Raw genomic sequence first — 23,704 nt, forward strand, 5'->3', positions numbered from 1 at the left:
TGAGTTCCTCCGCTCGCGATTACTGGGCCAGCGGCAGCTTCGACTGCGCGACGTGGGAGAGGAGGTTTTCCACGGAAACGTGCATCACGTCGGTGAAAGGCTTCGGATACAGGCCCATCAGCAGCGTGAACGCGGCAAGCACGGCCAGCATCAGGAATTCGCGACGGCCGATGTCCTTCAGCTTGGCAACGTGATCGTTCGCCACCGCGCCGAAGTACACGCGCTTGTACATCCACAGCGTGTAGGCAGCACCGAGGATCAGCGTGAATGCCGCGCCGAATGCGATCCAGAAGTTGTACTGGACGGCCGCGAGAATCACCATGAACTCGCCGACGAAACCCGACGTGCCCGGCAGGCCGCAGTTGGCCATCGAGAACAGCATCGCGAAGGCCGCGAACTTCGGCATCACGTTGACGACGCCACCGTAATCGGCGATCTGGCGCGAGTGCACGCGGTCGTACAGCACGCCGATGCAGAGGAACATCGCGCCCGACACGAAGCCGTGCGAGATCATCTGGATGATCGCGCCTTCGACGCCGAGCTGGTTGAAGATGAAGAAGCCGAGCGTGACGAAGCCCATGTGCGCGATCGACGAATACGCGACCAGCTTCTTCATGTCGGCCTGCACCATCGCGACGAGGCCGATGTAGATCACCGCGATCAGCGACAGCGTGATCACGACGGGTGCCAGGAAGTGGCTCGCGTCAGGCGTGATCGGCAGCGAGAAGCGCAGGAAACCGTATGCGCCGAGCTTCAGCATGATCGCAGCCAGCACGACCGAGCCGCCCGTCGGCGCTTCCACGTGCGCATCCGGCAGCCAGGTGTGCACCGGCCACATCGGCACCTTCACCGCGAACGCGAGGAAGAACGCAATGAACAACAGTATCTGCGGCGTCATCGCGATCTTGGCGTTCTGCCACGTCGCGAGGTCGAACGAATGCGTTTCCGTGTACAGGTAGATCAGCGCGACCAGCATCAGCAGCGAGCCGGCCAGCGTGTACAGGAAGAACTTGAATGCCGCATACACGCGGTTCGGGCCACCCCACACGCCGATGATGATGTACATCGGGATCAGGGTCGCTTCGAAGAACACGTAGAACAGCAGGCCGTCGGCCGCCGAGAAGACGCCGATCATGATCCCGGACAGGATCAGGAACGCCGCGAGGTACTGCGCGACGTTCTCGGTGATCACTTCCCATGCGGCGATCACGACGATCACCGTGATCAGCGCGGTCAGGACGACGAACCACATCGAGATGCCGTCGACGCCGAGGTGATACGCGATGTCGAAGCGTTCGATCCAGGTCGACTTCTCGACGAACTGCAGCGCAGCCGTGCTCGAGTCGAAGCCCGTGATCAGCGGGATCGTGACCGCCAGGCCGAGCAGCGAACCGATCAGCGCGATCCAGCGGGCCGTCCCCGGATTTTTGTCGTTACCCACCGCAAGCACGAGGAGGCCGAAAACGATCGGCAGCCAGATCGCGGTACTGAGAATCGGAAAAGCGTGCATTAAGTTGTCCCCCGCCTTATTTGCCGCCGAGCGTTACAAACAGGGTCAGGAGCCCCAGCATGCCGATGATCATGGCGAACGCGTAGTGATAGATGTAACCGGATTGGAGGAAGCGGATCACGCCGGCGAACCAGCCGATGAACCGGGCGCTGCCGTTGACGAGGCCGTCGATCACCACGACGTCACCCTCCTTCCACAGGCCGCGGCCGATCGCCACCGAACCACGGGCGAACACCACTTCGTTGATCTTGTCCATGTAGTACTTGTTGTCCAGCAGCGTGTAGATCGGGCCGAACGCGCGGCGGATCGACGCCGGCAGTTCCGGACGCTTCAGGTACAGGAACCACGCGACAACGACACCGGCGAGCGCGAGCCAGACCGGCAGGCCCGACACCGAGTGCAGGCCCATGCCCACCCAGCCGTGGAACTCCTCGGCCATCTCGGCCAGGGCCGGATGGTTTTCGCCGATGAAGATCACCTTGTCGAATGCAACGCCGTGCTGGAAGAAGTCGCCGAACAGCATCGGGCTGATCGCGATCGCACCGATGATGACCGACGGGATCGCCAGCAGCACCAGCGGCACCCACACGACCCACGGGGTCTCGTGCGGTTCGTGCGCGTGGTCGTCATGACCGTGGCCATGGCCGTGGTCGTCGTGGCCGTGCGCAGCCGCCATGCCCATCGGCGATTCCGGATGCTTCGGCTTGCGGAAGCGCTCTTCGCCGTGGAACACCAGGAAGTACATGCGGAACGAGTACAGCGCCGTGACGAACACGCTCGCGACAACCGCGAAGTACGCGAAGCCCGAACCCGGCAGGTGCGACAGCTTCACCGCGTCGATGATCGAGTCCTTCGAGTAGAAGCCCGAGAAGAACGGCGTGCCGATCAGCGCGAGCGAACCGACGAGCGACGTAATCCATGTGATCGGCATGTACTTGCGCAGGCCACCCATGTTGCGCATGTCCTGGTCGTGGTGCATGCCCATGATGACCGAGCCTGCGCCGAGGAACAGCAGCGCCTTGAAGAACGCGTGCGTCATCAGGTGGAACACGGCGACCGGGTAAGCGGACACGCCGAGCGCGACGGTCATGTAGCCGAGCTGCGACAGCGTCGAGTACGCGACCACGCGCTTGATGTCGTTCTGGACGATGCCGAGGAAGCCCATGAAGAGCGCCGTGATCGCGCCGATCACCGTGATGAACGACAGCGCGGTATCCGACAGCTCGAACAGCGGCGACATGCGCGACACCATGAAGATGCCGGCGGTCACCATCGTCGCCGCGTGAATCAGCGCGGAGATCGGGGTCGGGCCTTCCATCGAGTCCGGCAGCCACACGTGCAGCGGGAACTGTGCCGACTTGCCCATCGCGCCGATGAACAGGCAGATACAGGCGACGGTCAGCAGGCCCCAGTCGGTGCCCGGGAAGTGCAGGCTCGCGAGTTCCGCGCGCTTCGCGAACACTTCGCCGTAGTTCATCGAGCCGGCGAATGCGAGCAGCAGGCCGATGCCGAGCAGGAAGCCGAAGTCGCCCACGCGGTTCACGAGGAACGCCTTCATGTTCGCGTAGATCGCGCTCTCACGCGTGAAGTAGAAGCCGATCAGCAGGTACGACACCAGACCCACCGCTTCCCAGCCGAAGAACAGCTGCAGGAAGTTGTTGCTCATCACGAGCATCAGCATCGAGAACGTGAACAGCGAGATGTACGAGAAGAAGCGCTGGTAGCCGTCTTCTTCCGCCATGTAGCCGATCGTGTACACGTGCACCATCAGCGAGACGAAGGTCACGACGACCATCATCATCGCGGTCAGCGAATCGACGAGGAAGCCGACTTCGAGCTTCAGCGAGCCGACGTTCATCCATTCGTAGACGGTCGCGTTGAAGCTTGCGCCGCCCATCACGTCGAAGAAGACTTTCGCCGACAGGAGGAACGCGATCATTACGCCGAGGATCGTGATCCGGTGTGCGCCCTTGCGCCCGACTGCGTTCCCGAACAGCCCCGCAATCAGCGAGCCAGCCAGCGGAGCGAGCGGAATCGCCAGCAGCAGGTTTTCATTGAGTGTCGTTGACATAACAGCGTTGCCTGAAATTAACCTTTGAGCTGATCGAGATCCTCGACATTGATCGTGTCGAGCTTACGGAACAGGGTCACCAGAATCGCAAGACCGATCGCGGCTTCCGCTGCGGCGACGGTCAGCACGAAGAACACGAAGATCTGGCCGTGCACGTCGCCGAGGTAATGCGAAAACGCGACGAAGTTGGTGTTCACCGCCAGCAGCATCAGTTCGATCGACATCAGGATGATGATGACGTTGCGGCGGTTCAGGAAGATCCCGACGATCGCGATCGCAAAGAGGATCGCGCCGAGCACGAGGTAATGAGCAAGAGTCAGCATGTTTTCTTTTCCTCCGCTTAGCCGTTGGTGCCCGAACCGGCTTCGCTCTGCGCCGTTTCCGGCTGCGGCTTTTCCGCGTCCATCTTCACGAGGCGCACGCGATCGTTGCGGCGCACCTTGACCTGATCCGACACGCGCTGGCGCTTGCTGTCCTTGCCCTTGCGCTCGGTCAGCCCGATCGCGGCAATGATCGCGACCAGCAGCACGAGGCCGGCGATTTCAAACGCGAAGATGTAGTCGGTGTAGATCACCTTGCCGATCAGGCGCGTGTTCGACCAGTTCGCCATCTCGCCCGTCGCCATCGCGTGCACCGTCTGCGTGTCGCCGTAGCCGCGCCACAGGATCAGCGCGGTTTCGATCACGATGATCGCGCCGACCACGGTCGCCATCGGGACGAAGCGCTTGAAGTCGCGGCGCAGGTAGTCGATGTTGATGTCCAGCATCATCACGACGAACAGGAACAGCACCATCACCGCGCCCACGTAGACCAGCACCAGCAGGATCGCGAGGAACTCCGCTTCCAGCAGCATCCAGATCGCGGCGGCGTTGAAGAACGCCAGCACAAGGAAAAGCGCAGACGCCACCGGGTTGCGCGAAGTGATCACCTTCAGCCCTGATACCACCAGGAGCAGCGCGAAGATGTAGAACAGTACGGTCGTGAATTCCATGATTACCGGTTCATCGTTAGGCCATAGTCAGGCGCGGCTTGCGGGACGCTCTCGCGTGCCGCACCCGTCGCGGCGGCTCGGCCCTGGCTTCGGGCCGGCACTGCAAACACAATCAACGATACGGCGCGTCGGCAGCCTTCGCCGCGGCGATGTCCTTCTCGTAGCGATCGCCCACCGCGAGCAGCATTTCCTTCGTGAAATACAGGTCGCCGCGCTTTTCGCCGTGGTACTCGAGAATCTGCGTCTCGACGATCGAATCGACCGGGCAGCTCTCTTCGCAGAAACCGCAGAAGATGCACTTCGTCAGGTCGATGTCGTAGCGCGTCGTGCGGCGCGTGTTGTCCGCGCGCGTTTCCGATTCGATCGTGATCGCCATCGCGGGGCACACGGCCTCGCACAGCTTGCACGCGATGCAGCGCTCTTCGCCGTTTTCGTAGCGGCGCAGCGCATGCAGCCCGCGGAAACGCGGCGAAATCGGCGTCTTTTCTTCCGGGAACTGCACGGTGACCTTGCGCTTGAACGTGTAACGGCCGGTCAGCGCGAGCCCTTGCAGCAGCTCGGTCAGGAAGAAGGTCTTAAAGAAGTGTTGGATTGCGCTCATGATTTCGTCCGTTTACTTCACCCAGATGTTGAGCGGCGACATCATCCAGAAGCCGACCACGACCACCCAGACCACCGTGACGGGCAGGAACACCTTCCAGCCCAAGCGCATGATCTGGTCGTAACGGAAACGCGGGAACGTCGCGCGAACCCAGATGAACACCGACAGCAGCGCGAATATCTTCAGCACAAGCCAGAAGATGCCCGGAATGAACGACAGGAATTCGAACGGTGCATCCCAGCCGCCGAGGAACAGCGTCGCGGTCAGCGCCGAGATCACGATCATGTTGATGTACTCGGCGAGGAAGAACAGCGCGAACGCCATGCCCGAGTAATCGATCATGTGACCGGCAACGATTTCCGACTCCCCTTCCACCACGTCGAACGGGTGGCGGTTCGTTTCGGCGATGCCCGAGATGAAGTACACGACGAACGCCGGCAGCAGCGGCAGCCAGTTCCACGACAGGAAGTTCACGCCGTGGCCCGCGAAGAAGCCGTGCTGCTGCGAACCGACGATTTCCGACAGGTTCAGGCTGCCGGCCGTCATCAGCACCAGCACCAGCGCGAAGCCCATCGAGATTTCGTACGACACCATCTGTGCCGCGGCGCGCATCGCGCCGAGGAACGCGTACTTCGAGTTCGATGCCCAGCCGGCGAGGATCACCGCGTACACGCCGATCGACGAGATCGCCATCGCGTACAGCAGGCCCGCGTTCACGTTCGCGAGGACCGCTTCGGCCTGGAACGGGATCACGGCCCACACGGCGAACGCCGGCACGACGGTCATCACCGGTGCGATCAGGTACAGCCAGCGGCTGGCGGCGCTCGGCTGAATGACTTCCTTCAGCAGCAGCTTCAGCACGTCGGCGATCGGCTGCAGCAAGCCGCCGGGGCCGACACGGTTCGGGCCGAGACGCACGTGCATCCAGCCGATCAGCTTGCGTTCCCACAGAATCAGGTACGCGACGCACAGCAGGATGACGACGGAGACGACGAGGATGCGAACGATTGCCCACACCGTCGGCCATGCGAAGCCGAGAAGCTGGGACCCGCCCGCGTTGATCGTATCGAACAAGCTCATTTACGCCTTCTCCACCACCAGTTCACCGGACAGGCTGCCGAGCGCTGCGCCGGCAGGCGTCGCCGCCGACACGCGAACGACGGTCTCCGCAAGATTCGCGTCGCGCACGGCCGGCAACTGCACCGCACGCTCGCCCTGGCGCACGCGCACCGCGTCGCCTTCCTTCAAGCCCAGCTTGTCGAACAGCGCAGCCGGCAGCGCCGCGGCATTCGCCGCCTTCGCGGCGGCCGTCAGGTGCAGCGCACCTGCGCGGCGCACGAGTGCGTCGGCGTGATAGATCGGCACATCGGCCAGGCGCTCGAAACCGCCGTTCGCGGCATTCGCCGCGCCGCGCACCGGCGCGACCGACGTCTGGTTCGACAGGCGGCTCGCGACGCCGGCGTCGCCGAGCGCGGCGAGACGCACTTCTTCCGCGGTCTCGTATTCGAAGTTCGGCAGGCCGAGCAGGCTGCCGAGCACGCGCAGCACCTTCCAGCCCGGGCGCGTGTCGCCGAGCGGGCGCACGACGCCGTTGAAGCTCTGCACGGTGCCTTCGGCATTCACGTACGTACCGGCCGTTTCCGTGAACGGCGCAACCGGCAGCAGCACATCGGCGTAGTCGAGGCCATGCTTGAAGGGCGACATCACGACGACCATTTCCGCCTGATTCAGTGCGGCCAGCGCCTGCGCCGGATCCGCGGTGTCGAATTCCGGTTCGACGTTCAGCAGCACGTAGCCCTTGCGCGGCTGCGCGAACGCTTCGCGTGCGTTCAGGCCGCCTTCGCCCGGCAGTGCGCCGACGACGTGCGCGCCGACCGTGTTCGCCGCTTCCGTCAGGAAGCCGAACGTGGCGCCGGTGTTGTCGGCGATCCACTTGGCAACGGCGTGCAACTTCGCGAATTCCGGATGGCGGACCGCGACGTTGCCGAGCAGCACCGCGCGGCGTTCGCCATTCGCGAGCGACTGGGCAACAGCCTGCGCGGCCGGCGATGCCGTGACGCCCGCGAGCGTGTCGGGCAGTGCGACGCCGCGCAGTTGCGCGACGGCCGCGGCGATGCCGGCCAGCTGGTCGAGCCATGCCGATGGTGCGGCAACGATGCGTTGCGCGGTCGGGATCAGTGCGTCGTCACCGGTCGCGTGCAGGAAGTGCAGCTTCGCGCCGTTCTTCGCGGCCTGACGCAGGCGGGCGGCGAACAGCGGGTGGTCGCGGCGCAGGAACGAACCGACGACGAACGCGGCGTCCACGTTCGACAGGTCGGCGATCGGCATGCCGAGCCACGGTGCGCCCTGGACCGGCGCTGAGAAATCCTGCTGACGCAGACGGAAGTCGACGTTCGGCGTCTTCAGTTCGTTGGCGAGCTGCTTCACGAGGAACAGCTCTTCGGCCGTGCTGTGCGCGCTCGCGAGCATCGCCAGCGCGTTCGCGCCGTGATCCGCGGCGATGCCCTTCAGGCCCTTCGCGACGTATTCGAGCGCGGTCTGCCAGTCGGTCTCGATCCACTGGCCGCCCTGCTTCAGCATCGGCTTCGTCAGGCGCTCTTCGCTGTTGAGGCCTTCATACGAGAAGCGATCCTTGTCCGAGATCCAGCATTCGTTGATGGCTTCGTTCTCGAACGGCAGCACGCGCATCACGCGGTTGTTCTTCACCTGCACGACGAGGTTCGCACCGACGGAATCGTGCGGGCTCACCGACTTGCGGCGCGACAGCTCCCACGTACGGGCGCTGTAGCGGAACGGCTTGCTGGTCAGCGCGCCGACCGGGCACAGGTCGATCATGTTGCCCGACATTTCGGAATCGACCGTCTTGCCGACGAACGTCGTGATTTCCGAGTGCTCGCCGCGGCCCAGCATGCCGAACTCCATCACGCCGGCGATTTCCTGGCCGAAGCGGACGCAGCGCGTGCAGTGGATACAGCGCGACATCTCTTCCATCGAGATCAGCGGGCCCACGTTCTTGTGGAACACCACGCGCTTCTCTTCCGCGTAACGCGACGACGACTTGCCGTAACCGACCGCCAGATCCTGCAGCTGGCATTCGCCGCCCTGATCGCAGATCGGGCAGTCGAGCGGGTGGTTGATGAGGAGGAATTCCATCACCGACTGCTGCGCCTTCACGGCCTTGTCGGATTGCGTATGGACGATCATGCCGGCCGACACGGGGGTCGCGCAGGCAGGCACGGCCTTCGGCATCTTCTCGACTTCGACGAGACACATCCGGCAGTTGGCCGCAACCGACAGTTTCTTGTGATAGCAGAAGTGAGGAATGTACGTATCCGCCTTGTGCGCAGCCTGGATCACCATGCTGCCTTCGGGCACCTCGACCTTCTTGCCGTCTATTTCAAGTTCAACCATGATGGTGAATGGTCCTTAACCTATTTCCGCCCGTTCGCGCCTTCGCCCGACCGTGCGCTCAAATTCCGCAACCGGGTTCGCTTCAGGCCGCCGCCGCGTGCGCGTGGCCGCCGACCATGCAGTGCTTGTGCTCGACGTGGTACGCGAATTCGTCCCAGTAGTGCTTGAGCATCCCGCGTACCGGCATCGCCGCCGCATCGCCGAGTGCACAGATCGTGCGGCCCATGATGTTCTCGGCAACCGAGTTCAGCAGGTCCAGATCTTCCTGGCGGCCTTCGCCGTGCTCGATACGGTTCACGACGCGATACAGCCAGCCGGTGCCTTCACGGCACGGCGTGCACTGGCCGCACGATTCCTCGTAGTAGAAGTACGACAAGCGCAGCAGCGAACGCACCATGCAGCGCGTCTCGTCCATCACGATCACCGCGCCGGAACCGAGCATCGAGCCCGCCTTCGCGATCGAATCGTAGTCGAGATCCGTCTGCATCATGATGTCGCCCGGGATCACCGGCGCCGACGAACCGCCCGGAATCACGGCCTTGATCTTCTTGCCGCCGCGCATCCCGCCGGCGAGCTCCATCAGCGTCGCGAACGGCGTGCCGAGCGGCACTTCGTAGTTGCCCGGACGCTCGACGTCGCCCGACACCGAGAAAATCTTCGTGCCGCCGTTGTTCGGCTTGCCGATCTCGAGGTAATTCTGCGGCCCGATGGACAGCAGGAACGGCACCGCGGCGAACGTCTCGGTGTTGTTGATCGTGGTGGGCTTGCCGTACACGCCGAAGCTCGCCGGGAACGGCGGCTTGAAGCGCGGCTGGCCCTTCTTGCCTTCGAGCGACTCGAGCAGTGCCGTTTCCTCGCCGCAGATGTACGCGCCGTAACCGTGGTGCGCGTGCAGCTGGAACGAGAATTCCGAGCCCATGATGTTGTCGCCGAGGAACCCCGCGGCGCGCGCTTCATCGAGCGCGGCTTCGAAGCGTCGATACACTTCGAAGATTTCGCCGTGGATGTAGTTGTAGCCGACGGTGATGCCCATCGCGTACGCGCCGATGGCCATGCCTTCGATCAGCGCGTGCGGGTTCCAGCGCAGGATGTCGCGATCCTTGAACGTGCCCGGCTCGCCTTCGTCCGAGTTGCAGACGAGGTACTTCTGCCCCGGGAACTGGCGCGGCATGAAGCTCCACTTCAGGCCGGTCGGGAAGCCCGCACCGCCACGGCCGCGCAGGCCCGACGCCTTGACGTCGGCGATCACCTGCTCGGGCGGAATCTTTTCTTCGAGAATGCGGCGCAACTGCTTGTAGCCGCCGCGCGCAACGTAATCTTCGAGATGCCAGTTCTCGCCGTTCAGACCAGCGAGGATCAGCGGTTTGATGTGACGGTCGTGGAGGGACGTCATTTCGAGAGCTCCTCAAGCAGCTGGTCGATCTTCTCGCGGCTCATGAAGCTGCACATTCTGTGATTGTTCACCAGCAGCACCGGCGCATCGCCGCACGAGCCCATGCATTCGCCTTCCTTCAGCGTGAACTTGCCGTCGGGCGTGGTCTCGCCGAAGCCGATGCCGAGCTTCTGTTTCAGGTAGTCGGCGGTCGCTTCCGCGCCACCGTCCGGGCCGAGCTGGCACGGCAGGTTCGTGCAGAGCGTGATCTTGTGCTTGCCGACCGGTTTGAGCTCGTACATCGTGTAGAACGTCGCGACTTCCTGCACGGCAACGGCCGGCATGCCGAGATAGTCCGCGACGAACTGCATCAGTTCGGGCGACAGCCAGCCGTGCTCTTCCTGAGCAACGGCCAACGCCGACATCACGGCGGACTGTTTCTGATCGGCGGGATACTTCGTCAACGCTCGATCGATTTCCTTCAGGCCTTCAGCTGAGATCATTTTCAGACACGACTCTTTCAATTCCTACCGAACGAACAACCTGCCGCACACTGGGGTGCATGGACGGCAGACCTGGCGCTCACTGTTGACAGCTTGCGAAGCCGCGCCGGTTCAGCGCGCATCGCGTGTGACTTGCTGCTCGCCGCCCGCTCGCGCGGGCGGCGCTAACCATTAGCGATCGATTTCGCCGAACACGATGTCCTGCGTACCGATGATCGTGACGGCGTCGGCGATCATGTGACCGCGCGCCATTTCGTCGAGCGACGCCAGGTGCGCGAAACCCGGTGCGCGAATCTTGAGGCGATACGGCTTGTTCGCACCATCCGACACGAGGTAGATGCCGAACTCACCCTTCGGATGCTCGACCGCCGCGTACGCTTCGCCTTCCGGAACATGGAAACCTTCGGTGAAGAGCTTGAAGTGGTGAATCAAGTCTTCCATGTTGGTCTTCATGCCGACGCGCGACGGCGGTGCAACCTTGTGATTGTCCGTCATCACCGGGCCCGGATTCTTGCGGAGCCACTCAATACACTGTTTCGCGATGCGGATCGACTGGCGCATTTCCTCGACACGCACCAGATAGCGGTCGTAGCAATCGCCGTTCACGCCGACCGGCACGTCGAAATCGAGGCGATCGTACACTTCGTACGGCTGCTTCTTGCGCAGATCCCAGGCGATGCCCGAGCCGCGCAGCATCGGGCCCGTCAGGCCCATCTGCAGCGCACGTTCCGGGCTGACCACGCCGATCCCGACCAGACGCTGTTTCCAGATCCGGTTGTCGGTGAGCAGCGTTTCGTATTCGTCGACGCACTTCGGGAAGCGCGTGAAGAAGTCGTCGATGAAGTCGAGCACCGAGCCGCTGCGCGCTTCGTTCATCTTCGCGAGCGCCTTCTCGTTGCGAATCTTCGACGCCTTGTATTGCGGCATTGCGTCAGGCAGATCGCGATAGACGCCGCCCGGACGGTAGTACGCCGCGTGCATCCGGGCACCGGACACCGCTTCGTACACGTCCATCAGGTCTTCACGCTCGCGGAACGCGTACAGGAACACGGCCATCGCGCCGACGTCGAGCGCGTGCGCGCCGATCCACATCAGGTGGTTGAGCACGCGCGTGATTTCGTCGAACAGCACGCGGATGTACTGCGCGCGCTCCGGCACGTCGATGCCGAGCAGCTTTTCGATCGCGAGCACGTAGCCGTGCTCGTTGACCATCATCGACACATAGTCGAGACGGTCCATGTACGGCACGGACTGGATGAACGTTTTGGATTCCGCGAGCTTTTCCGTCGCGCGGTGCAGCAGGCCGATGTGCGGATCGGCACGCTGGATGACTTCGCCGTCGAGCTCGAGCACGAGGCGCAGCACGCCGTGCGCTGCCGGGTGCTGCGGGCCGAAGTTGAGCGTGTAGTTCTTGATTTCTGCCATGACGCCCCCTTAATGTTTCAGACCGCCATAGCGATCCTCGCGGATCACGCGCGGCGTGATTTCGCGCGGCTCGATCGTCACCGGCTGGTACACGACCCGCTTCTCTTCCGGGTCGTAACGCATTTCGACATAGCCCGACACCGGGAAGTCCTTGCGGAACGGGTGGCCGATGAAGCCGTAGTCGGTGAGGATGCGGCGCAGGTCGGGGTGGCCTTCGAACACGATGCCGTACAGGTCGAACGCTTCGCGCTCGTACCAGTTCGCGGAGGTCCAGATGTCGACCAGCGATGCCACGATCGGCAGGTCGTCGTCCGGTGCGAATGCACGCAGGCGCAGGCGCCAGTTGTTCGTGACCGACAGCAGGTGCGACACGGCCGCGAAACGCGGGCCGTCGTAGGCGCCGTCGCCGAAGGTCTGGTAGTCGACGCCGCACAGGTCGATCAGTTGCTCGAAACGGAGCTTCGGATCGTCGCGCAGCGTCTTTGCGACTTCGAGGTAATCGCTCGCCTTCACGACGAGCGTCAGTTCACCGATCGCTTCGGTGAGGCTCACCACGCGCGCGCCGAGCGCGGCTTCGAGGTTTGCCTTGAGGGTCTCGATTTTGCTTGCCATATTGAGGGGACGCTCGGGGCTTTATTGACGGGCGATGGTATTGGTGCGGCGGATCTTCGCCTGCAACTGGATCACGCCGTAGACCAGCGCCTCGGCCGTGGGCGGACAGCCCGGCACGTAGACGTCGACCGGCACGATCCGGTCGCAGCCGCGAACCACCGAGTACGAGTAGTGGTAGTAACCACCGCCGTTCGCGCACGATCCCATCGAGATCACCCAGCGCGGCTCGGCCATCTGGTCGTACACGCGGCGCAGCGCGGGCGCCATCTTGTTGCAGAGCGTGCCGGCGACGATCATCACGTCCGACTGGCGCGGGCTCGGGCGAAACACGACGCCGAACCGGTCCAGATCGTAACGGGCCGCGCCCGCATGCATCATTTCGACGGCGCAACACGCGAGCCCGAACGTCATCGGCCACAGCGAGCCGGTACGCGTCCAGTTGATCAGCTTGTCAGCCGTCGTGGTGACAAACCCTTCCTTCAAGACCCCTTCGATACTCATTTGCTTTCCACTCCAGACGAGCGACCGAGCGTGGCCGCCCATGCAAACCGGCGATTAACCCATCACTCCCAGTCGAGGCCGCCTTTCTTCCAGATATAGGCAAAGCCCAGCAGGAATTCGAGCAGAAAAATCATCATTGCGATGAAACCCGGCCAGCCGATATCCCGGAGCGCGACGCCCCACGGAAACAGGAATGCGGTTTCGAGATCGAAGATGATGAACAGGATGGCGACGAGGTAGTACCGGACGTCGAATTTCATCCGGGCGTCTTCAAAGGCTTCGAAGCCGCACTCGTACGGTGCGTTCTTCTCGACGTCCGGCTTGTTGGGACCAAGGAGCTTGCCGATGCTGACCAGCGCTATACCTAAACCAGTGCCCACGAGGAGGAACAACAAGACGGGGTAATAGGCTGCGAGGTTCAAGGCAATCCTCTATCGGTTGGTTCTGAGCGTCCGGAGAATACCACTTCCGGCGGAAGGAATCATTTCGGAGTGCAGGCGATCGCAAGACAACCGCAAGCACACCCCAGAAATGAAAAATGCCAGCCACTAGAAGCGGCTGGCATTGAGTAACTTTGGTGCCGACGGCGAGACTCGAACTCGCACAGCTTTCGCCACTACCCCCTCAAGATAGCGTGTCTACCAATTTCACCACGTCGGCACTGCATGCAACCGGGGTTGTAACTACTTGTTTCCCGCGAATCGCTTCAAGAATTAAATTCTAACCCGACTTCGAGATTTGTTCAACGCACAACCGCAAAAAATTTAACTTTTTATTTCGGGACGTCCTGGCCCGGCGCGCTTGCAGCCGAGCCTGCGGCAGCGGATGCCGCGACGGCCGGCGCCGATGCTGCAGGCGCCGAGGCCGGTGCGGTCGCGACCCCACCCAGCACGCCCGCCGACGGCGTCGACTTGTACGAACCGAGGTACGTCAGCGCGAGCGTCGCGACGAAGAAGATCGTCGCGAGAATGCCCGTCGTACGCGACAGGAAGTTCGCCGAGCCCGTTGCGCCAAACAGGCTGCCCGACGCGCCGCTGCCGAACGCAGCGCCCATGTCGGCACCCTTGCCGTGCTGCAACAGCACGAGACCAATCACACCCAGTGCAGACAGCACCTGCACCACAATAATCAGCGTCTTGAATAACAGCATCACACCCACCCGAATGGATCGGGCGACCGGACCAACCGGCCGCCGTCATGGTTCAATTCGATCTCGGACCGCTCAGCGCGCGGCCCGGCAGATCGCCAGGAAATCTTCCGCCTTCAGCGACGCGCCGCCGATCAGGCCACCGTCGATGTCCGGCTGCGCAAACAGCTCTTCCGCGTTGTCCGGCTTCACGCTGCCGCCGTACAGCACGGACACGTCCGCCGCACCCTTTGCCGCGAGACGCGCACGCAGGAACGCGTGCACGTCCTGTGCCTGCGCCGACGTCGCGCTCTTGCCCGTGCCGATCGCCCAGACCGGCTCGTACGCGACGACGATGCGCGCGGCCTCGTCGGCCGTCAGCACGGCCAGCACTGCGTCGAGCTGCGCACCGACCACCTGCTCGGTCGCACCCGACTCACGCTCGTCGAGCGTCTCGCCGACGCACACGACAGGCGTGAGCCCCGCCGCGAGCGCGCGCTGCGTCTTCGCCGCGACCGTCTCGTTGCGTTCGCCGTGATACGCGCGGCGCTCCGAGTGACCGACGATCGCATAGCGTGCGCCGAACTCCGCGACCATCGCAGCCGCCACTTCACCGGTGAACGCGCCCTGCTCGTGCGCCGACACGTCCTGCGCACCCCAGGCGACACGGCCGCCGTCGAGCTGCGCCTGAACCTGCGCGAGATACGGGAACGGCACGCACACGCCGACCGACGTTTCGACCGCCACCGCGCCCGCGCCCTGCACCACTTCGTTCAGCAACGCCTGGTTGCCGGCCAGCCGGCCGTGCATCTTCCAGTTGCCGATCACACGCTTAGTTCTTTGTTTCGACATCGTGTCTGTCTCGTCACCGCTTGGTCATTAACGCGCCGGAAACCGGCCGTCAGGTTTGATCTGGCGAAGCAAACCGGCGATTTTACTGCGCGCGCCTTGAACCGGTCAAACCGCGCATGTCAAGCCCGGCCACGTGGGCCGTCAGGCGTTCGTACCCCAATCGAGCACGATCTTGCCGGTGTGCTCGCTGCTTTCCATCAGCGCATGCGCCTGCGCGGCGTCCGCCGCCGGCAATACGCGATAGATCACCGGCTTGATGCGGCCGTCGGCAAGCAGCGGCCACACGCGCGCCTTCAACTGCGCGGCGATCTGCGCCTTGAATTCGACCGGACGCGGGCGCAGCGTCGAACCCGTGATGGTCAGCCGGCGACGCAGGATCTCGCTCAGGTTGACGTCGGCCTTCGCGCCGCCGAGCAGCGCGATCAGCACCAGACGGCCGCCATCCGCGAGCGCGGACAGTTCGCGCGGCACGTACGAGCCCGCCACCATGTCGAGGATCACGTCGACGCCGCGATCGTGCGTCAGCGACTTCACGACCTCGACGAAGTCTTCCGTCTTGTAGTTGATCGCACGCTCCGCGCCGAGCGCCTCGCACGCGCGGCACTTGTCGGCGGTGCCGGCCGTCGCGAACACGCGAAAGCCGAGCGCATGCGCGATCTGGATCGCCGTCACGCCGATGCCGCTCGAGCCGCCCTGCACGAGCAGCGTTTCGTGCTCGCCGCCCTCGCCCGCGCCGAGCTGCGCACGGTCGAACACGTTGCTCCACACCGTGAAAAACGTCTCGGGCAGCGACGCGGCCTCGATATCGGTCAGCCCGCCGGGCACCGGCAGGCATTGCGGCAGCGGCGCGACCGCATATTCCGCATAGCCGCCACCCGCGAGCAGCGCGCACACGCGATCGCCGAGCTTCAGGCCGAACGGGTTCTGAGCAGCGTCGGACAGGTCGCCGCCGACGATCTCGCCCGCGACCTCGAGGCCCGGCAGATCCGACGCACCCGGCGGCGGCGCATAGGCGCCCTTGCGCTGGAACACGTCGGGCCGGTTCACGCCGGAAGCCGCCACCTTGATCAGCACTTCGCCGCGCTTCGGTTCGGGGCGCGGACGCTCCGCAAGCTTCAGCACGTCGGGGGCGCCGAACTCGGTGATTTCGATGGCTTTCATGGTGAGGGTCGCTCCAGGATCAGGATCGGAATCGGATGGTGCGCCCGCACGCGGCGGGCGCCTTGCCGGCGCTGCTGCGCCGCACAACGATGCTACAGAAAAAACGGCCGGCACGCTTTCGCACTGCCGGCCGTTGGTCCGCCTATCCGCTTACTGCTGCGGCGGCGTGTCCGATTGCGACGCCGCCGCTGCTTCGTTCAGCAGCGCCTTTGCCGACAGACGCACACGACCCTTTTCGTCCGTCTGGATGACCTTGACCTTCACTTGCTGGCCTTCCTTCAGGTAGTCGTTGATGTCCTTCACACGCTCGTTGACGATTTCCGAGATGTGCAGCAGGCCATCCTTGCCCGGCAGCAGGTTCACGATCGCGCCGAAATCGAGCAGCTTCAGAACCGTGCCTTCGTACACCTGGCCCACTTCGATCTCGGCCGTGATTTGCTCGATACGCTTCTTCGCTTCGGCCATGCCGTCGCTGTTCGTGCTCGCGATCGTCACCACGCCGTCGTCGGAGATGTCGATGGTCGTGCCGGTTTCTTCCGTCAGCGCGCGGATCACCGAACCGCCCTTGCCGATCACGTCGCGGATCTTTTCCGGGTTGATCTTGATCGTGATCATGCGCGGCGCGAATTCCGACAGTTGCGTGTTCGCACCCGAAACCGCCGACGTCATCTTGCCGAGGATGTGCATGCGGCCTTCCTTCGCCTGCGCGAGCGCGACCTGCATGATTTCCTTCGTGATGCCCTGGATCTTGATGTCCATCTGCAGTGCCGTCACGCCTTGCTCCGTGCCGGCCACCTTGAAGTCCATGTCGCCGAGGTGATCTTCGTCGCCGAGGATGTCGGTCAGCACCGCGAACTTGTTGCCTTCGAGGATCAGGCCCATCGCGATACCCGCGACGTGCGCCTTCATCGGCACGCCGGCGTCCATCAGCGCGAGGCAGCCGCCGCACACCGATGCCATCGACGACGAACCGTTCGATTCGGTGATTTCCGACACGACGCGGATCGAGTAGCCGAATTCGTCGGCGCTCGGCAGGCACTTGACCAGTGCACGCTTCGCGAGGCGGCCGTGGCCGATTTCGCGGCGCTTCGGCGAGCCGACGCGGCCCGTTTCGCCGGTCGCGAACGGGGGCATGTTGTAGTGGAGCATGAAGCGCTCGCGGTACTCGCCTTCGAGCGCGTCGATGATCTGCTCGTCACCCTTCGTGCCGAGCGTCGCGACGACCAGCGCCTGCGTCTCGCCGCGCGTGAACAGCGCCGAGCCGTGGGTACGCGGCAGCACGCCGGTGCGGATTTCGATCGGGCGCACGGTGCGCGTGTCGCGGCCGTCGATGCGCGGCTCGCCGTTCAGGATCTGCGAACGGACGATCTTCGCTTCGATGTCGAACAGCACGTTGCCGACCGTTGCCTTGTCGGCTGCGACCGTACCGGCTGCCTGCGCATCTTCCTCGAGCTTCGCCGAGGTTGCCGCGTAGACTTCCTTCAGCTTGGTCGAGCGCGCCTGCTTGTCGCGGAGCTGGTAAGCAGCGAGCAGGTCGTTCTGTGCCAGCTCGGTCACGCGCGCGATCAGCGCTTCGTTCTTCGGCGCCGGCTGCCAGTCCCACTCGGGCTTGCCGCCTTCGCGGACCAGTTCGTGGATCGCGTCGATCGCGACCTGCATTTGCTCGTGGCCGAACACCACGGCGCCCAGCATCACTTCTTCCGACAGCTGGTCGGCTTCCGATTCGACCATCAGCACGGCACGTTCCGTACCTGCGACGACGAGGTCGAGGCTCGACGCCTTGATCTGGTCACGCGTCGGGTTCAGCACGTACGCGTTGTCGATGTAGGCCACGCGTGCGGCACCGACCGGGCCGTTGAACGGCAGGCCCGACACGGCGAGCGCAGCCGATGCGCCGATCAGCGCGGGGATGTCCGCCGGGATTTCCGGGTTCACGGACAGCACGTGGATCACGACCTGGACTTCGTTGTAGAAGCCTTCCGGGAACAGCGGGCGCAGCGGACGGTCGATCAGGCGCGACGTCAGCGTCTCGTGCTCCGACGGACGGCCTTCGCGACGGAAGAAGCCGCCCGGGATCTTGCCGGCCGAGTAGGTCTTTTCGAGGTAGTCGACGGTCAGCGGGAAGAAATCCTGACCCGGCTTCGCCGACTTCGCGCCGACGACGGTTGCCAGCACGACGGTGTCTTCGACGTCGACGATCACGGCGCCGCTTGCCTGGCGAGCGACTTCACCGGTTTCGAGGCGCACCTTGTGCTGGCCCCACTGGAATTCCTTCACGACCTTGTTGAACATGGACATGGTTGCTCCTTTGAATTCATGCATTTCATTCGCCGCGCCGGCCATCCCGCGCGGCGGCGTCCCGACCGAATCACCCGGAGCAAGGTGTGTTTTTTATGCCATTCCAGCGCGGCGCTCATGCAGCGACGCGCTGGAATGACACAAATCCTGCCCCGGTATCAGTCGTTGCGGCAGCCCGGCACAACCGTGCCGGACGACCTGCGGTGCGTGTGACGCTACGCACCGCGCAAAAACAAAATGCCTGTATCAGCGGACTGACACAGGCATCTTGCTGGCGGCAATCGCCTCGATTACTTACGCAGACCCAGCTTCTCGATCAGTGCGCGGTAACGGTCGGCATCCTTGCCCTTGAGGTAGTCGAGCAGCTTGCGGCGGCGGCTCACCATGCGCAGCAGGCCGCGGCGGCTGTGGTGATCCTTCGCGTGGGTCTTGAAGTGACCCGTCAGTTCGACGATACGTGCGGTCAGCAGTGCGACCTGGACTTCGGGGCTCCCCGTGTCGTTGGTACCGCGGGCGAACTGAGCAACAACTTCCGACTTCTTGATATCTGCAACAGACATGTGATTTCCTTTCTAACTGAACAGGCGGACACGGAAGAATGGCCGTGCCGTGACTTACAACCGGCGCGCATTGTAGCACAACTCCGCGCCGTTCTTACCGACTCCTGTCACGGGCGCGTCATCGAGCAGGCGGACGGCATCTCCGTGCGCGGCGCCGCCACCGCGAGCACCGTCCGGAAACCGTAGCCCGAGCCCTCGTTGTCGAAGCGCACGCCCGGCGTGCCGACCTTGTCCATCTCCATCACGTAAAGGGGCTGGATCAGCTGGTGATCCTGCGCGCGCATCCGCGACGCGTGGAAGCCGTCGTCGAACGACAGGCCCTCGAGCGCCCGCGCAACCGCGACGGGGTCGGCGGAACCCGCGCGGTTCATCGCGGCGGCCAGCATCTCGATCATCAGGCTCATCCGTCGCACCGGATAGTCGTCCTGGGCGGCCGGAAAACGGCTCCGGAACGCGCGGTAGAACGCATCCGATTTCGCGCCGCCCGCGTTCGGGTGCCAGTCCGCCACGGCCACGACCCGCCCGACACCGGCATCGCCAAGCGCCGCCGGCGCGCCGAGGCTGTTGCCGTAGAAGGTATAGAACTTCGCATTCAGCCCCTGCTCGCGCGCCGCCTTCACGAGCAGCGTGAGGTCGTTGCCCCAGTTGCCGGTCACGACGGCGTCGGCGCCGCTCGCACGGATCTTCGCGATGTACGGCGAGAAATCCTTGATCCGGCCGATCGGGTGGAATTCGTCGCCGGCGATCGTCACGTCCGGGCGCCGCGCGGCCAGCGCCTGCCGGGCGAGCGTGCTGACGTCGCGGCCGAAGCTGTAGTCCTGGTTGAGCAGGTAGACCTTGTGGAGCGCGCGGTCGCGCGCCATCACGTCCGCGAGCGCAGCCATCCGCATGCCCGCGTGCGCATCGAAACGGAAATGCCAGAAGCTGCAGCGCGCGCCGGTCAGCGCCGGATCGTCGGCCGAATAGTTGAGGAACAGCATCCGGCTGTCCGGATCGCGCGCGTTCAGCTTGTCGAGCGCCGCGACGAGCGCGGCGGCGACGGCCGAACTGTTGCCCTGCGCGACGAACCCGATATGGCGTTCCGCGGCCGCGCGCAACTGCACGAGCGCCTCCTCGGGGCTGCCCTTGCTGTCGAGCACGACGAGTTCGAGCGGATGCGCGCCGTCGCGCAGCTTCACGCCGCCCGCCGCGTTGACCTGCTCGACGCCGAAGCGCAGGTTGCGCTCGACCGCCGCGCCCGCATTCGCGAACGGGCCCGACATCCCCTCGATCAGCGCGATCCGCACCGGCTCGCCGCCGGCAAACGCCGACGACACCAGCATCCACCCCGCGCTCAACGCGAGCGCGCACCGCTTCCACCCCTGCATCGGCCACCTGCCCTTCAATCTGCCCGAGAAGCGCGGATCATAGGCCGGCGCCCCCGCCGCCCGCAAGCGTGACCGCGGCGGCGATCCGTACCGATTTTTTCCGCACGATGCGCGGTCGCGCGCCGTCCGTGATAAAACGGGACTTGTTTCCGTGTTCTGGAGAATCCCCATGCGCATTCGCATTTCCGCGCGCCTGCCGGTGCTCGTCGCCGGTGCCGCCGCGCTGCTGGCCGGTTGCGCGCAACCGTGGCAGCAATACCAGGCCGGCCAGGACGAGTCGGCGATCGTCGCGCGCATGGGCCCGCCGCGCGAGATCTACGACCTGCCCGACGGCGGCAAGCGCCTGATGTGGCCGACCCAGCCGATGGGCGAAATCACCATCGCGGCCGACGTCGACGCGGCCCACAAGATCGTCAACGTGCGCCAGGTCCTGCAGCCGAACGAGTTCTATCGCGCAGAGATCGGCAAGTGGACGAAGACCGACGTCCTCGTGAACTTCGGACGCCCCGTCGAGACGTCCTACTTCCCGCTGATGAAGCGCGAGGTGTGGACTTACCGGTATCTCGAGGACAACGTCTGGTACATGATGTACAGCTTCTACTTCGATCCTCAGGGCATCCTGCGCATCACGCAGAAAACGCCCGACCCGCTGCACGACCCCGACCGCCGCAACCTGTTCTGACCGATTACGCATTTACGCGCAATTTTCAGCGTGGCCATTCACGAATCATTGCGTGAATGGCCATTTCCTTTTTTCCGCCTCCTGATTAATTTCGAAAATGCGACGGAAATCTTTTCCGATCGATGACATTTCGATGGCACCTCGCTGACATCCCCGTCATGCGGGCCTTTGCGCGAAAACGGGCTTACGCAGCGCAGGTCATGCGGCGAATTGGTGCACGCAATGCACTACGCCAACTCAATTTGAAACAAATTGTTTCAACACCCCCGAAGTGCTAGGGCATACCCCTAATATCAGTCGAAAACCAACCTTTCAATTTAGAAAGAATGCCATTGCGACATTTTTGCCGATATTCGTTTGCCTTTATCAGAAAGGAGTCCTCATGAATCGCCCCAAGAGCATGCTGGTTGCCAACATCGCCTGGGCCCGAGAGACGCGTGAATACACGCCCGGCTTCTTCGACGCGCTCGCGCGCGGCCAGAATCCGCGCGTGCTGTGGATCGGCTGCGCCGACAGCCGCGTGCCGGCCGAGACCATCACGCACTGCGCGCCCGGCGAGCTGTTCGTTCATCGCAACATCGCGAACCTGTTCCATCCCGACGACGACAATTCCGCCAGCGTCCTCGAGTACGCGGTACGCGTGCTGCAGGTCGACCACGTCATCGTGTGCGGGCACTACGGATGCGGCGGCGTACGCGCGTCGCTGCTGCCGCCGCCGTCCGACCTGCCGCACGTCGCGCGCCGCATCGCGCCACTCTGCGCGCTCGCGCGGCGCCATCGCGACACACTGGACGGGCTGGACGACGCGGCCGCCGCCGACCGCCTCGCCGAACTCAACGTGCTCGAACAGGTGAGGCTGCTGCGCGCGTCCCCGATCGTGCAGGGCCGCGAGCGGCCACCGCTCGTGCACGGCTGGATCTTTTCGCTCGTCGACGGCCGACTGCAGGAACTCGATTCCGGCTACACCACGTCGCCCGCCGACGTCGAACCCGTGCAGGCCGCGACGGCCGGCGCGCTCGGCTGACCTACCCCGCCCCCAAGCCAATGAAATCGCCCCAACCATGAAACTGAACGAGCGCCTGTCCACCCTGCCGCGCGACATCGTCGCCGGCGTCGTCGTTTTCCTCGTCGCGCTGCCGCTGTGTCTCGGCATCGCCAATGCATCCGGCGTCGAACCGTTCGCCGGGCTCGTGTCCGGGATCGTCGGCGGCATCGTCGTCGCGCTGCTGAGCGGCTCGTCGCTGTCCGTCAGCGGGCCGGCCGCCGGCCTCGTCGTGATCGTCGTCGAAGGCATCGCGCAACTCGGCAGCTTCTCCGCGTTCCTGCTCGCGGTGCTGCTGTCCGGCGTCCTGCAGTTCGGGTTCGGCATGCTGCGCGCCGGCCGCTTCGCCGCCTACGTGCCGTCGTCCGTCATCAAGGGCATGCTCGCCGCGATCGGCCTGCTGCTGATCGTGAAGCAGATTCCGTTCGCCTTCGGCATCGGCGGCTCGGCCGCGCAATCGTTTGCGAATTGGCCGGGCCTGCCGGTCGCGTGGGCCGCGACGGCCGTCGCATTCGCCTCGCTCGCACTGCTGGTCGCGTGGGATACCCCCGCGCTGCGCCGCTTCGCGCTGGTGCGTTCGGTGCCGGCCCCGCTCGCGGTGGTCGTGCTGGGGATCGGCGCCACGCTCGTGCTGAGCGTCGTCGCGCCGTCAGTGGCGCCGGGCGCCGCCCATCGCGTGACGCTGCCCGAACTCGGATCGTTCGCGGCCTTCACGGCGTCGCTCAAGCATGCGGAGCTCGGCCCGAACTTCGCGCAGCTCGTCAATCCGGACGTGTGGCGGGTCGCGATCACGCTCGCGGTCGTCGCGAGCCTCGAGACGCTGCTGAGCCTCGAAGCCGTCGAGCAGATCGACCCGAAGCGCCGGCCGACCCAACCCGACCGTGAACTCAAGGCCCAGGGCGTCGGCAATCTCGTCGCGGGCGCGGTCGGCGGGCTGCCGATCACGTCGGTGATCGTACGCAGCTCGGTAAACGTCAATGCGGGCGCGCAAAGCCGGATGTCGGCGATCGTGCACGGGGTGCTGCTGCTCGCGAGCGTGTTCGCGCTCACGGGCCTGATCAACCTGATCCCGCTCGCGAGCCTGGCCGCGATCCTGATCCACACCGGCTTCAAGCTCGCGAAGCCGGCGCTGTTCCGCTCGGTGATGAAACAGGGTCCGGCCGCATTCGTGCCGTTCACCGCGACGATTGCCGGCGTGCTCGCGGTCGACCTGCTGTTCGGCATCGCGCTCGGCCTCGCGTGCAGCGTGCTGGCGGTCGCCGTCGCGAACCTGAAGAGCCCCGTCACGCTCGCGCAGCACGACGACCACTTCCTGCTGTCGTTCCGCAAGGACGTGTCGTTTCTCGGCAAGGTGCAGGTCAAGCATCACCTGCGGCACATTCCCGACCGGGCCGCGGTGATCATCGACGCGACGCGCGCCGACTATATCGATCACGACGTGCTCGAACTGCTCGATGCGTTCGTCGCCGATGCGCCGCGACGCGGGATCGCGGTCGAGTTCCGGCGGCGCAGCCCGGCGCCGCGTACGGCCGCGCGCCGCTGGCTGTTCCGCGCGCCGGCTGCCGAATGAGCAGTGGATGAGCGGGTAAATGAAAAACGCCCCGGCGGCACAGGGCCGC

22 protein-coding genes and 1 tRNA gene are annotated in these 23,704 nt (G+C 64.4%); 3 read left to right on the forward strand and 20 right to left on the reverse strand.

Annotated features, from left to right (window positions below; genetic code table 11):
* Positions 1-19: 19 nt before the first annotated feature.
* The 20 genes from CFB47_RS13130 to CFB47_RS13230 form a co-directional block, all read right to left on the reverse strand.
* Positions 20-1,510 (reverse strand): NADH-quinone oxidoreductase subunit M, encoded by a 1,491-nt coding sequence (locus CFB47_RS13130; RefSeq protein WP_021162817.1) that lies wholly within the window; start codon positions 1,508-1,510, stop codon positions 20-22.
* A 16-nt stretch (positions 1,511-1,526) separates the two neighbouring features.
* Complete coding sequence (nuoL, locus tag CFB47_RS13135; protein WP_039370608.1) at positions 1,527-3,581, reverse strand: NADH-quinone oxidoreductase subunit L; 2,055 nt, start codon at positions 3,579-3,581, stop codon at positions 1,527-1,529.
* 17 nt (positions 3,582-3,598) lie between these two features.
* Complete coding sequence (gene nuoK, locus CFB47_RS13140) at positions 3,599-3,904, reverse strand: NADH-quinone oxidoreductase subunit NuoK (RefSeq protein WP_006478272.1); 306 nt, start codon at positions 3,902-3,904, stop codon at positions 3,599-3,601.
* Positions 3,905-3,921: 17 nt separating this feature from the next.
* A complete protein-coding gene (locus CFB47_RS13145) occupies positions 3,922-4,572 on the reverse strand; it encodes an NADH-quinone oxidoreductase subunit J (RefSeq protein ID WP_089425978.1) in 651 nt (216 codons plus the stop codon).
* Between the two features lie 112 nt (positions 4,573-4,684).
* Positions 4,685-5,173, reverse strand: coding sequence for an NADH-quinone oxidoreductase subunit NuoI (gene nuoI / locus CFB47_RS13150; protein WP_011352695.1), 489 nt, complete (start codon positions 5,171-5,173; stop codon positions 4,685-4,687).
* 12 nt (positions 5,174-5,185) lie between these two features.
* Positions 5,186-6,253 (reverse strand): NADH-quinone oxidoreductase subunit NuoH, encoded by a 1,068-nt coding sequence (gene nuoH, locus CFB47_RS13155; RefSeq protein WP_011352696.1) that lies wholly within the window; start codon positions 6,251-6,253, stop codon positions 5,186-5,188.
* Entirely contained in the window at positions 6,254-8,584 is a 2,331-nt protein-coding gene (gene nuoG / locus CFB47_RS13160; RefSeq protein WP_089440664.1) for an NADH-quinone oxidoreductase subunit NuoG, read from the reverse strand.
* Positions 8,585-8,666: 82 nt separating this feature from the next.
* Positions 8,667-9,977, reverse strand: coding sequence for an NADH-quinone oxidoreductase subunit NuoF (nuoF, locus tag CFB47_RS13165; RefSeq protein WP_006478267.1), 1,311 nt, complete (start codon positions 9,975-9,977; stop codon positions 8,667-8,669).
* Complete coding sequence (nuoE, locus tag CFB47_RS13170; RefSeq protein WP_039370599.1) at positions 9,974-10,459, reverse strand: NADH-quinone oxidoreductase subunit NuoE; 486 nt, start codon at positions 10,457-10,459, stop codon at positions 9,974-9,976. Before nuoE ends, nuoF begins: the two co-directional genes overlap by 4 nt.
* 171 nt (positions 10,460-10,630) lie before the next feature.
* A complete protein-coding gene (locus tag CFB47_RS13175) occupies positions 10,631-11,884 on the reverse strand; it encodes an NADH-quinone oxidoreductase subunit D (RefSeq protein WP_009694120.1) in 1,254 nt (417 codons plus the stop codon).
* A gap of 9 nt (positions 11,885-11,893) precedes the next feature.
* Positions 11,894-12,496 carry an NADH-quinone oxidoreductase subunit C gene (locus CFB47_RS13180; RefSeq protein ID WP_006478264.1) on the reverse strand — a complete coding sequence of 201 codons (603 nt, stop codon included), beginning with the start codon at positions 12,494-12,496 and terminating at the stop codon, positions 11,894-11,896.
* Positions 12,497-12,517: 21 nt separating this feature from the next.
* The gene (locus CFB47_RS13185; protein WP_006398799.1) at positions 12,518-12,997 is read right to left on the reverse strand and encodes an NADH-quinone oxidoreductase subunit B family protein; all 480 of its coding nucleotides are present in this window, start codon (positions 12,995-12,997) and stop codon (positions 12,518-12,520) included.
* A gap of 62 nt (positions 12,998-13,059) precedes the next feature.
* A complete protein-coding gene (locus CFB47_RS13190) occupies positions 13,060-13,419 on the reverse strand; it encodes an NADH-quinone oxidoreductase subunit A (RefSeq protein ID WP_006398798.1) in 360 nt (119 codons plus the stop codon).
* Between the two features lie 153 nt (positions 13,420-13,572).
* Positions 13,573-13,657: transfer RNA gene (locus CFB47_RS13195), tRNA-Leu, on the reverse strand.
* 112 nt (positions 13,658-13,769) lie between these two features.
* Positions 13,770-14,147 (reverse strand): preprotein translocase subunit SecG, encoded by a 378-nt coding sequence (gene secG, locus CFB47_RS13200; protein ID WP_011352700.1) that lies wholly within the window; start codon positions 14,145-14,147, stop codon positions 13,770-13,772.
* A gap of 72 nt (positions 14,148-14,219) precedes the next feature.
* Positions 14,220-14,975: a triose-phosphate isomerase gene (gene tpiA / locus CFB47_RS13205; protein ID WP_089461434.1), complete on the reverse strand. Its 756-nt coding sequence runs from the start codon at positions 14,973-14,975 to the stop codon at positions 14,220-14,222.
* 141 nt (positions 14,976-15,116) lie between these two features.
* On the reverse strand, positions 15,117-16,136 hold the full coding sequence (locus CFB47_RS13210) for an NAD(P)H-quinone oxidoreductase (protein WP_089456640.1): 1,020 nt from the start codon (positions 16,134-16,136) through the stop codon (positions 15,117-15,119).
* Positions 16,137-16,286: 150 nt separating this feature from the next.
* Complete coding sequence (gene pnp / locus CFB47_RS13215) at positions 16,287-18,434, reverse strand: polyribonucleotide nucleotidyltransferase (RefSeq protein WP_089440667.1); 2,148 nt, start codon at positions 18,432-18,434, stop codon at positions 16,287-16,289.
* Between the two features lie 290 nt (positions 18,435-18,724).
* Complete coding sequence (gene rpsO / locus CFB47_RS13225) at positions 18,725-18,994, reverse strand: 30S ribosomal protein S15 (protein WP_006398792.1); 270 nt, start codon at positions 18,992-18,994, stop codon at positions 18,725-18,727.
* A 107-nt stretch (positions 18,995-19,101) separates the two neighbouring features.
* Positions 19,102-20,361: a branched-chain amino acid ABC transporter substrate-binding protein gene (locus tag CFB47_RS13230; RefSeq protein ID WP_089461435.1), complete on the reverse strand. Its 1,260-nt coding sequence runs from the start codon at positions 20,359-20,361 to the stop codon at positions 19,102-19,104.
* A 169-nt stretch (positions 20,362-20,530) separates the two neighbouring features.
* On the opposite strand from CFB47_RS13230, the gene CFB47_RS13235 reads away from it, so the two are divergent.
* The 3 genes from CFB47_RS13235 to CFB47_RS13245 all read left to right on the forward strand — a co-directional run bounded on the left by CFB47_RS13235 (position 20,531) and on the right by CFB47_RS13245 (position 23,655).
* Positions 20,531-21,043 carry a hypothetical protein gene (locus tag CFB47_RS13235; RefSeq protein ID WP_089456642.1) on the forward strand — a complete coding sequence of 171 codons (513 nt, stop codon included), beginning with the start codon at positions 20,531-20,533 and terminating at the stop codon, positions 21,041-21,043.
* Between the two features lie 382 nt (positions 21,044-21,425).
* Positions 21,426-22,067 (forward strand): carbonic anhydrase, encoded by a 642-nt coding sequence (locus tag CFB47_RS13240; RefSeq protein WP_089456643.1) that lies wholly within the window; start codon positions 21,426-21,428, stop codon positions 22,065-22,067.
* Between the two features lie 37 nt (positions 22,068-22,104).
* The gene (locus CFB47_RS13245; RefSeq protein ID WP_089461436.1) at positions 22,105-23,655 is read left to right on the forward strand and encodes a SulP family inorganic anion transporter; all 1,551 of its coding nucleotides are present in this window, start codon (positions 22,105-22,107) and stop codon (positions 23,653-23,655) included.
* Positions 23,656-23,704: the final 49 nt, after the last annotated feature.

This window comes from Burkholderia sp. AU27893 (assembly GCF_002223205.1).
Lineage (GTDB): Bacteria > Pseudomonadota > Gammaproteobacteria > Burkholderiales > Burkholderiaceae > Burkholderia.

What these genes read in the sequence shown, in the direction of transcription:
- nuoF (WP_006478267.1), bottom strand. Translation starts at nt 9,977, where the DNA reads ATGACGTCCCTCCACGACCGTCACATCAAACCGCTGATCCTCGCTGGT.
- CFB47_RS13230 (WP_089461435.1), bottom strand. Translation starts at nt 20,361, where the DNA reads ATGCAGGGGTGGAAGCGGTGCGCGCTCGCGTTGAGCGCGGGGTGGATG.
- CFB47_RS13130 (WP_021162817.1), bottom strand. Translation starts at nt 1,510, where the DNA reads ATGCACGCTTTTCCGATTCTCAGTACCGCGATCTGGCTGCCGATCGTT.
- CFB47_RS13210 (WP_089456640.1), bottom strand. Translation starts at nt 16,136, where the DNA reads ATGAAAGCCATCGAAATCACCGAGTTCGGCGCCCCCGACGTGCTGAAG.
- CFB47_RS13145 (WP_089425978.1), bottom strand. Translation starts at nt 4,572, where the DNA reads ATGGAATTCACGACCGTACTGTTCTACATCTTCGCGCTGCTCCTGGTG.
- CFB47_RS13175 (WP_009694120.1), bottom strand. Translation starts at nt 11,884, where the DNA reads ATGGCAGAAATCAAGAACTACACGCTCAACTTCGGCCCGCAGCACCCG.
- CFB47_RS13240 (WP_089456643.1), top strand. Translation starts at nt 21,426, where the DNA reads ATGAATCGCCCCAAGAGCATGCTGGTTGCCAACATCGCCTGGGCCCGA.
- CFB47_RS13185 (WP_006398799.1), bottom strand. Translation starts at nt 12,997, where the DNA reads ATGAGTATCGAAGGGGTCTTGAAGGAAGGGTTTGTCACCACGACGGCT.
- nuoL (WP_039370608.1), bottom strand. Translation starts at nt 3,581, where the DNA reads ATGTCAACGACACTCAATGAAAACCTGCTGCTGGCGATTCCGCTCGCT.
- CFB47_RS13180 (WP_006478264.1), bottom strand. Translation starts at nt 12,496, where the DNA reads ATGGCAAGCAAAATCGAGACCCTCAAGGCAAACCTCGAAGCCGCGCTC.
- pnp (WP_089440667.1), bottom strand. Translation starts at nt 18,434, where the DNA reads ATGTCCATGTTCAACAAGGTCGTGAAGGAATTCCAGTGGGGCCAGCAC.
- CFB47_RS13245 (WP_089461436.1), top strand. Translation starts at nt 22,105, where the DNA reads ATGAAACTGAACGAGCGCCTGTCCACCCTGCCGCGCGACATCGTCGCC.
- secG (WP_011352700.1), bottom strand. Translation starts at nt 14,147, where the DNA reads ATGCTGTTATTCAAGACGCTGATTATTGTGGTGCAGGTGCTGTCTGCA.
- nuoH (WP_011352696.1), bottom strand. Translation starts at nt 6,253, where the DNA reads ATGAGCTTGTTCGATACGATCAACGCGGGCGGGTCCCAGCTTCTCGGC.
- tpiA (WP_089461434.1), bottom strand. Translation starts at nt 14,975, where the DNA reads ATGTCGAAACAAAGAACTAAGCGTGTGATCGGCAACTGGAAGATGCAC.
- nuoK (WP_006478272.1), bottom strand. Translation starts at nt 3,904, where the DNA reads ATGCTGACTCTTGCTCATTACCTCGTGCTCGGCGCGATCCTCTTTGCG.
- nuoG (WP_089440664.1), bottom strand. Translation starts at nt 8,584, where the DNA reads ATGGTTGAACTTGAAATAGACGGCAAGAAGGTCGAGGTGCCCGAAGGC.
- CFB47_RS13235 (WP_089456642.1), top strand. Translation starts at nt 20,531, where the DNA reads ATGCGCATTCGCATTTCCGCGCGCCTGCCGGTGCTCGTCGCCGGTGCC.
- nuoI (WP_011352695.1), bottom strand. Translation starts at nt 5,173, where the DNA reads ATGAGCGCAATCCAACACTTCTTTAAGACCTTCTTCCTGACCGAGCTG.
- nuoE (WP_039370599.1), bottom strand. Translation starts at nt 10,459, where the DNA reads ATGATCTCAGCTGAAGGCCTGAAGGAAATCGATCGAGCGTTGACGAAG.
- rpsO (WP_006398792.1), bottom strand. Translation starts at nt 18,994, where the DNA reads ATGTCTGTTGCAGATATCAAGAAGTCGGAAGTTGTTGCTCAGTTCGCC.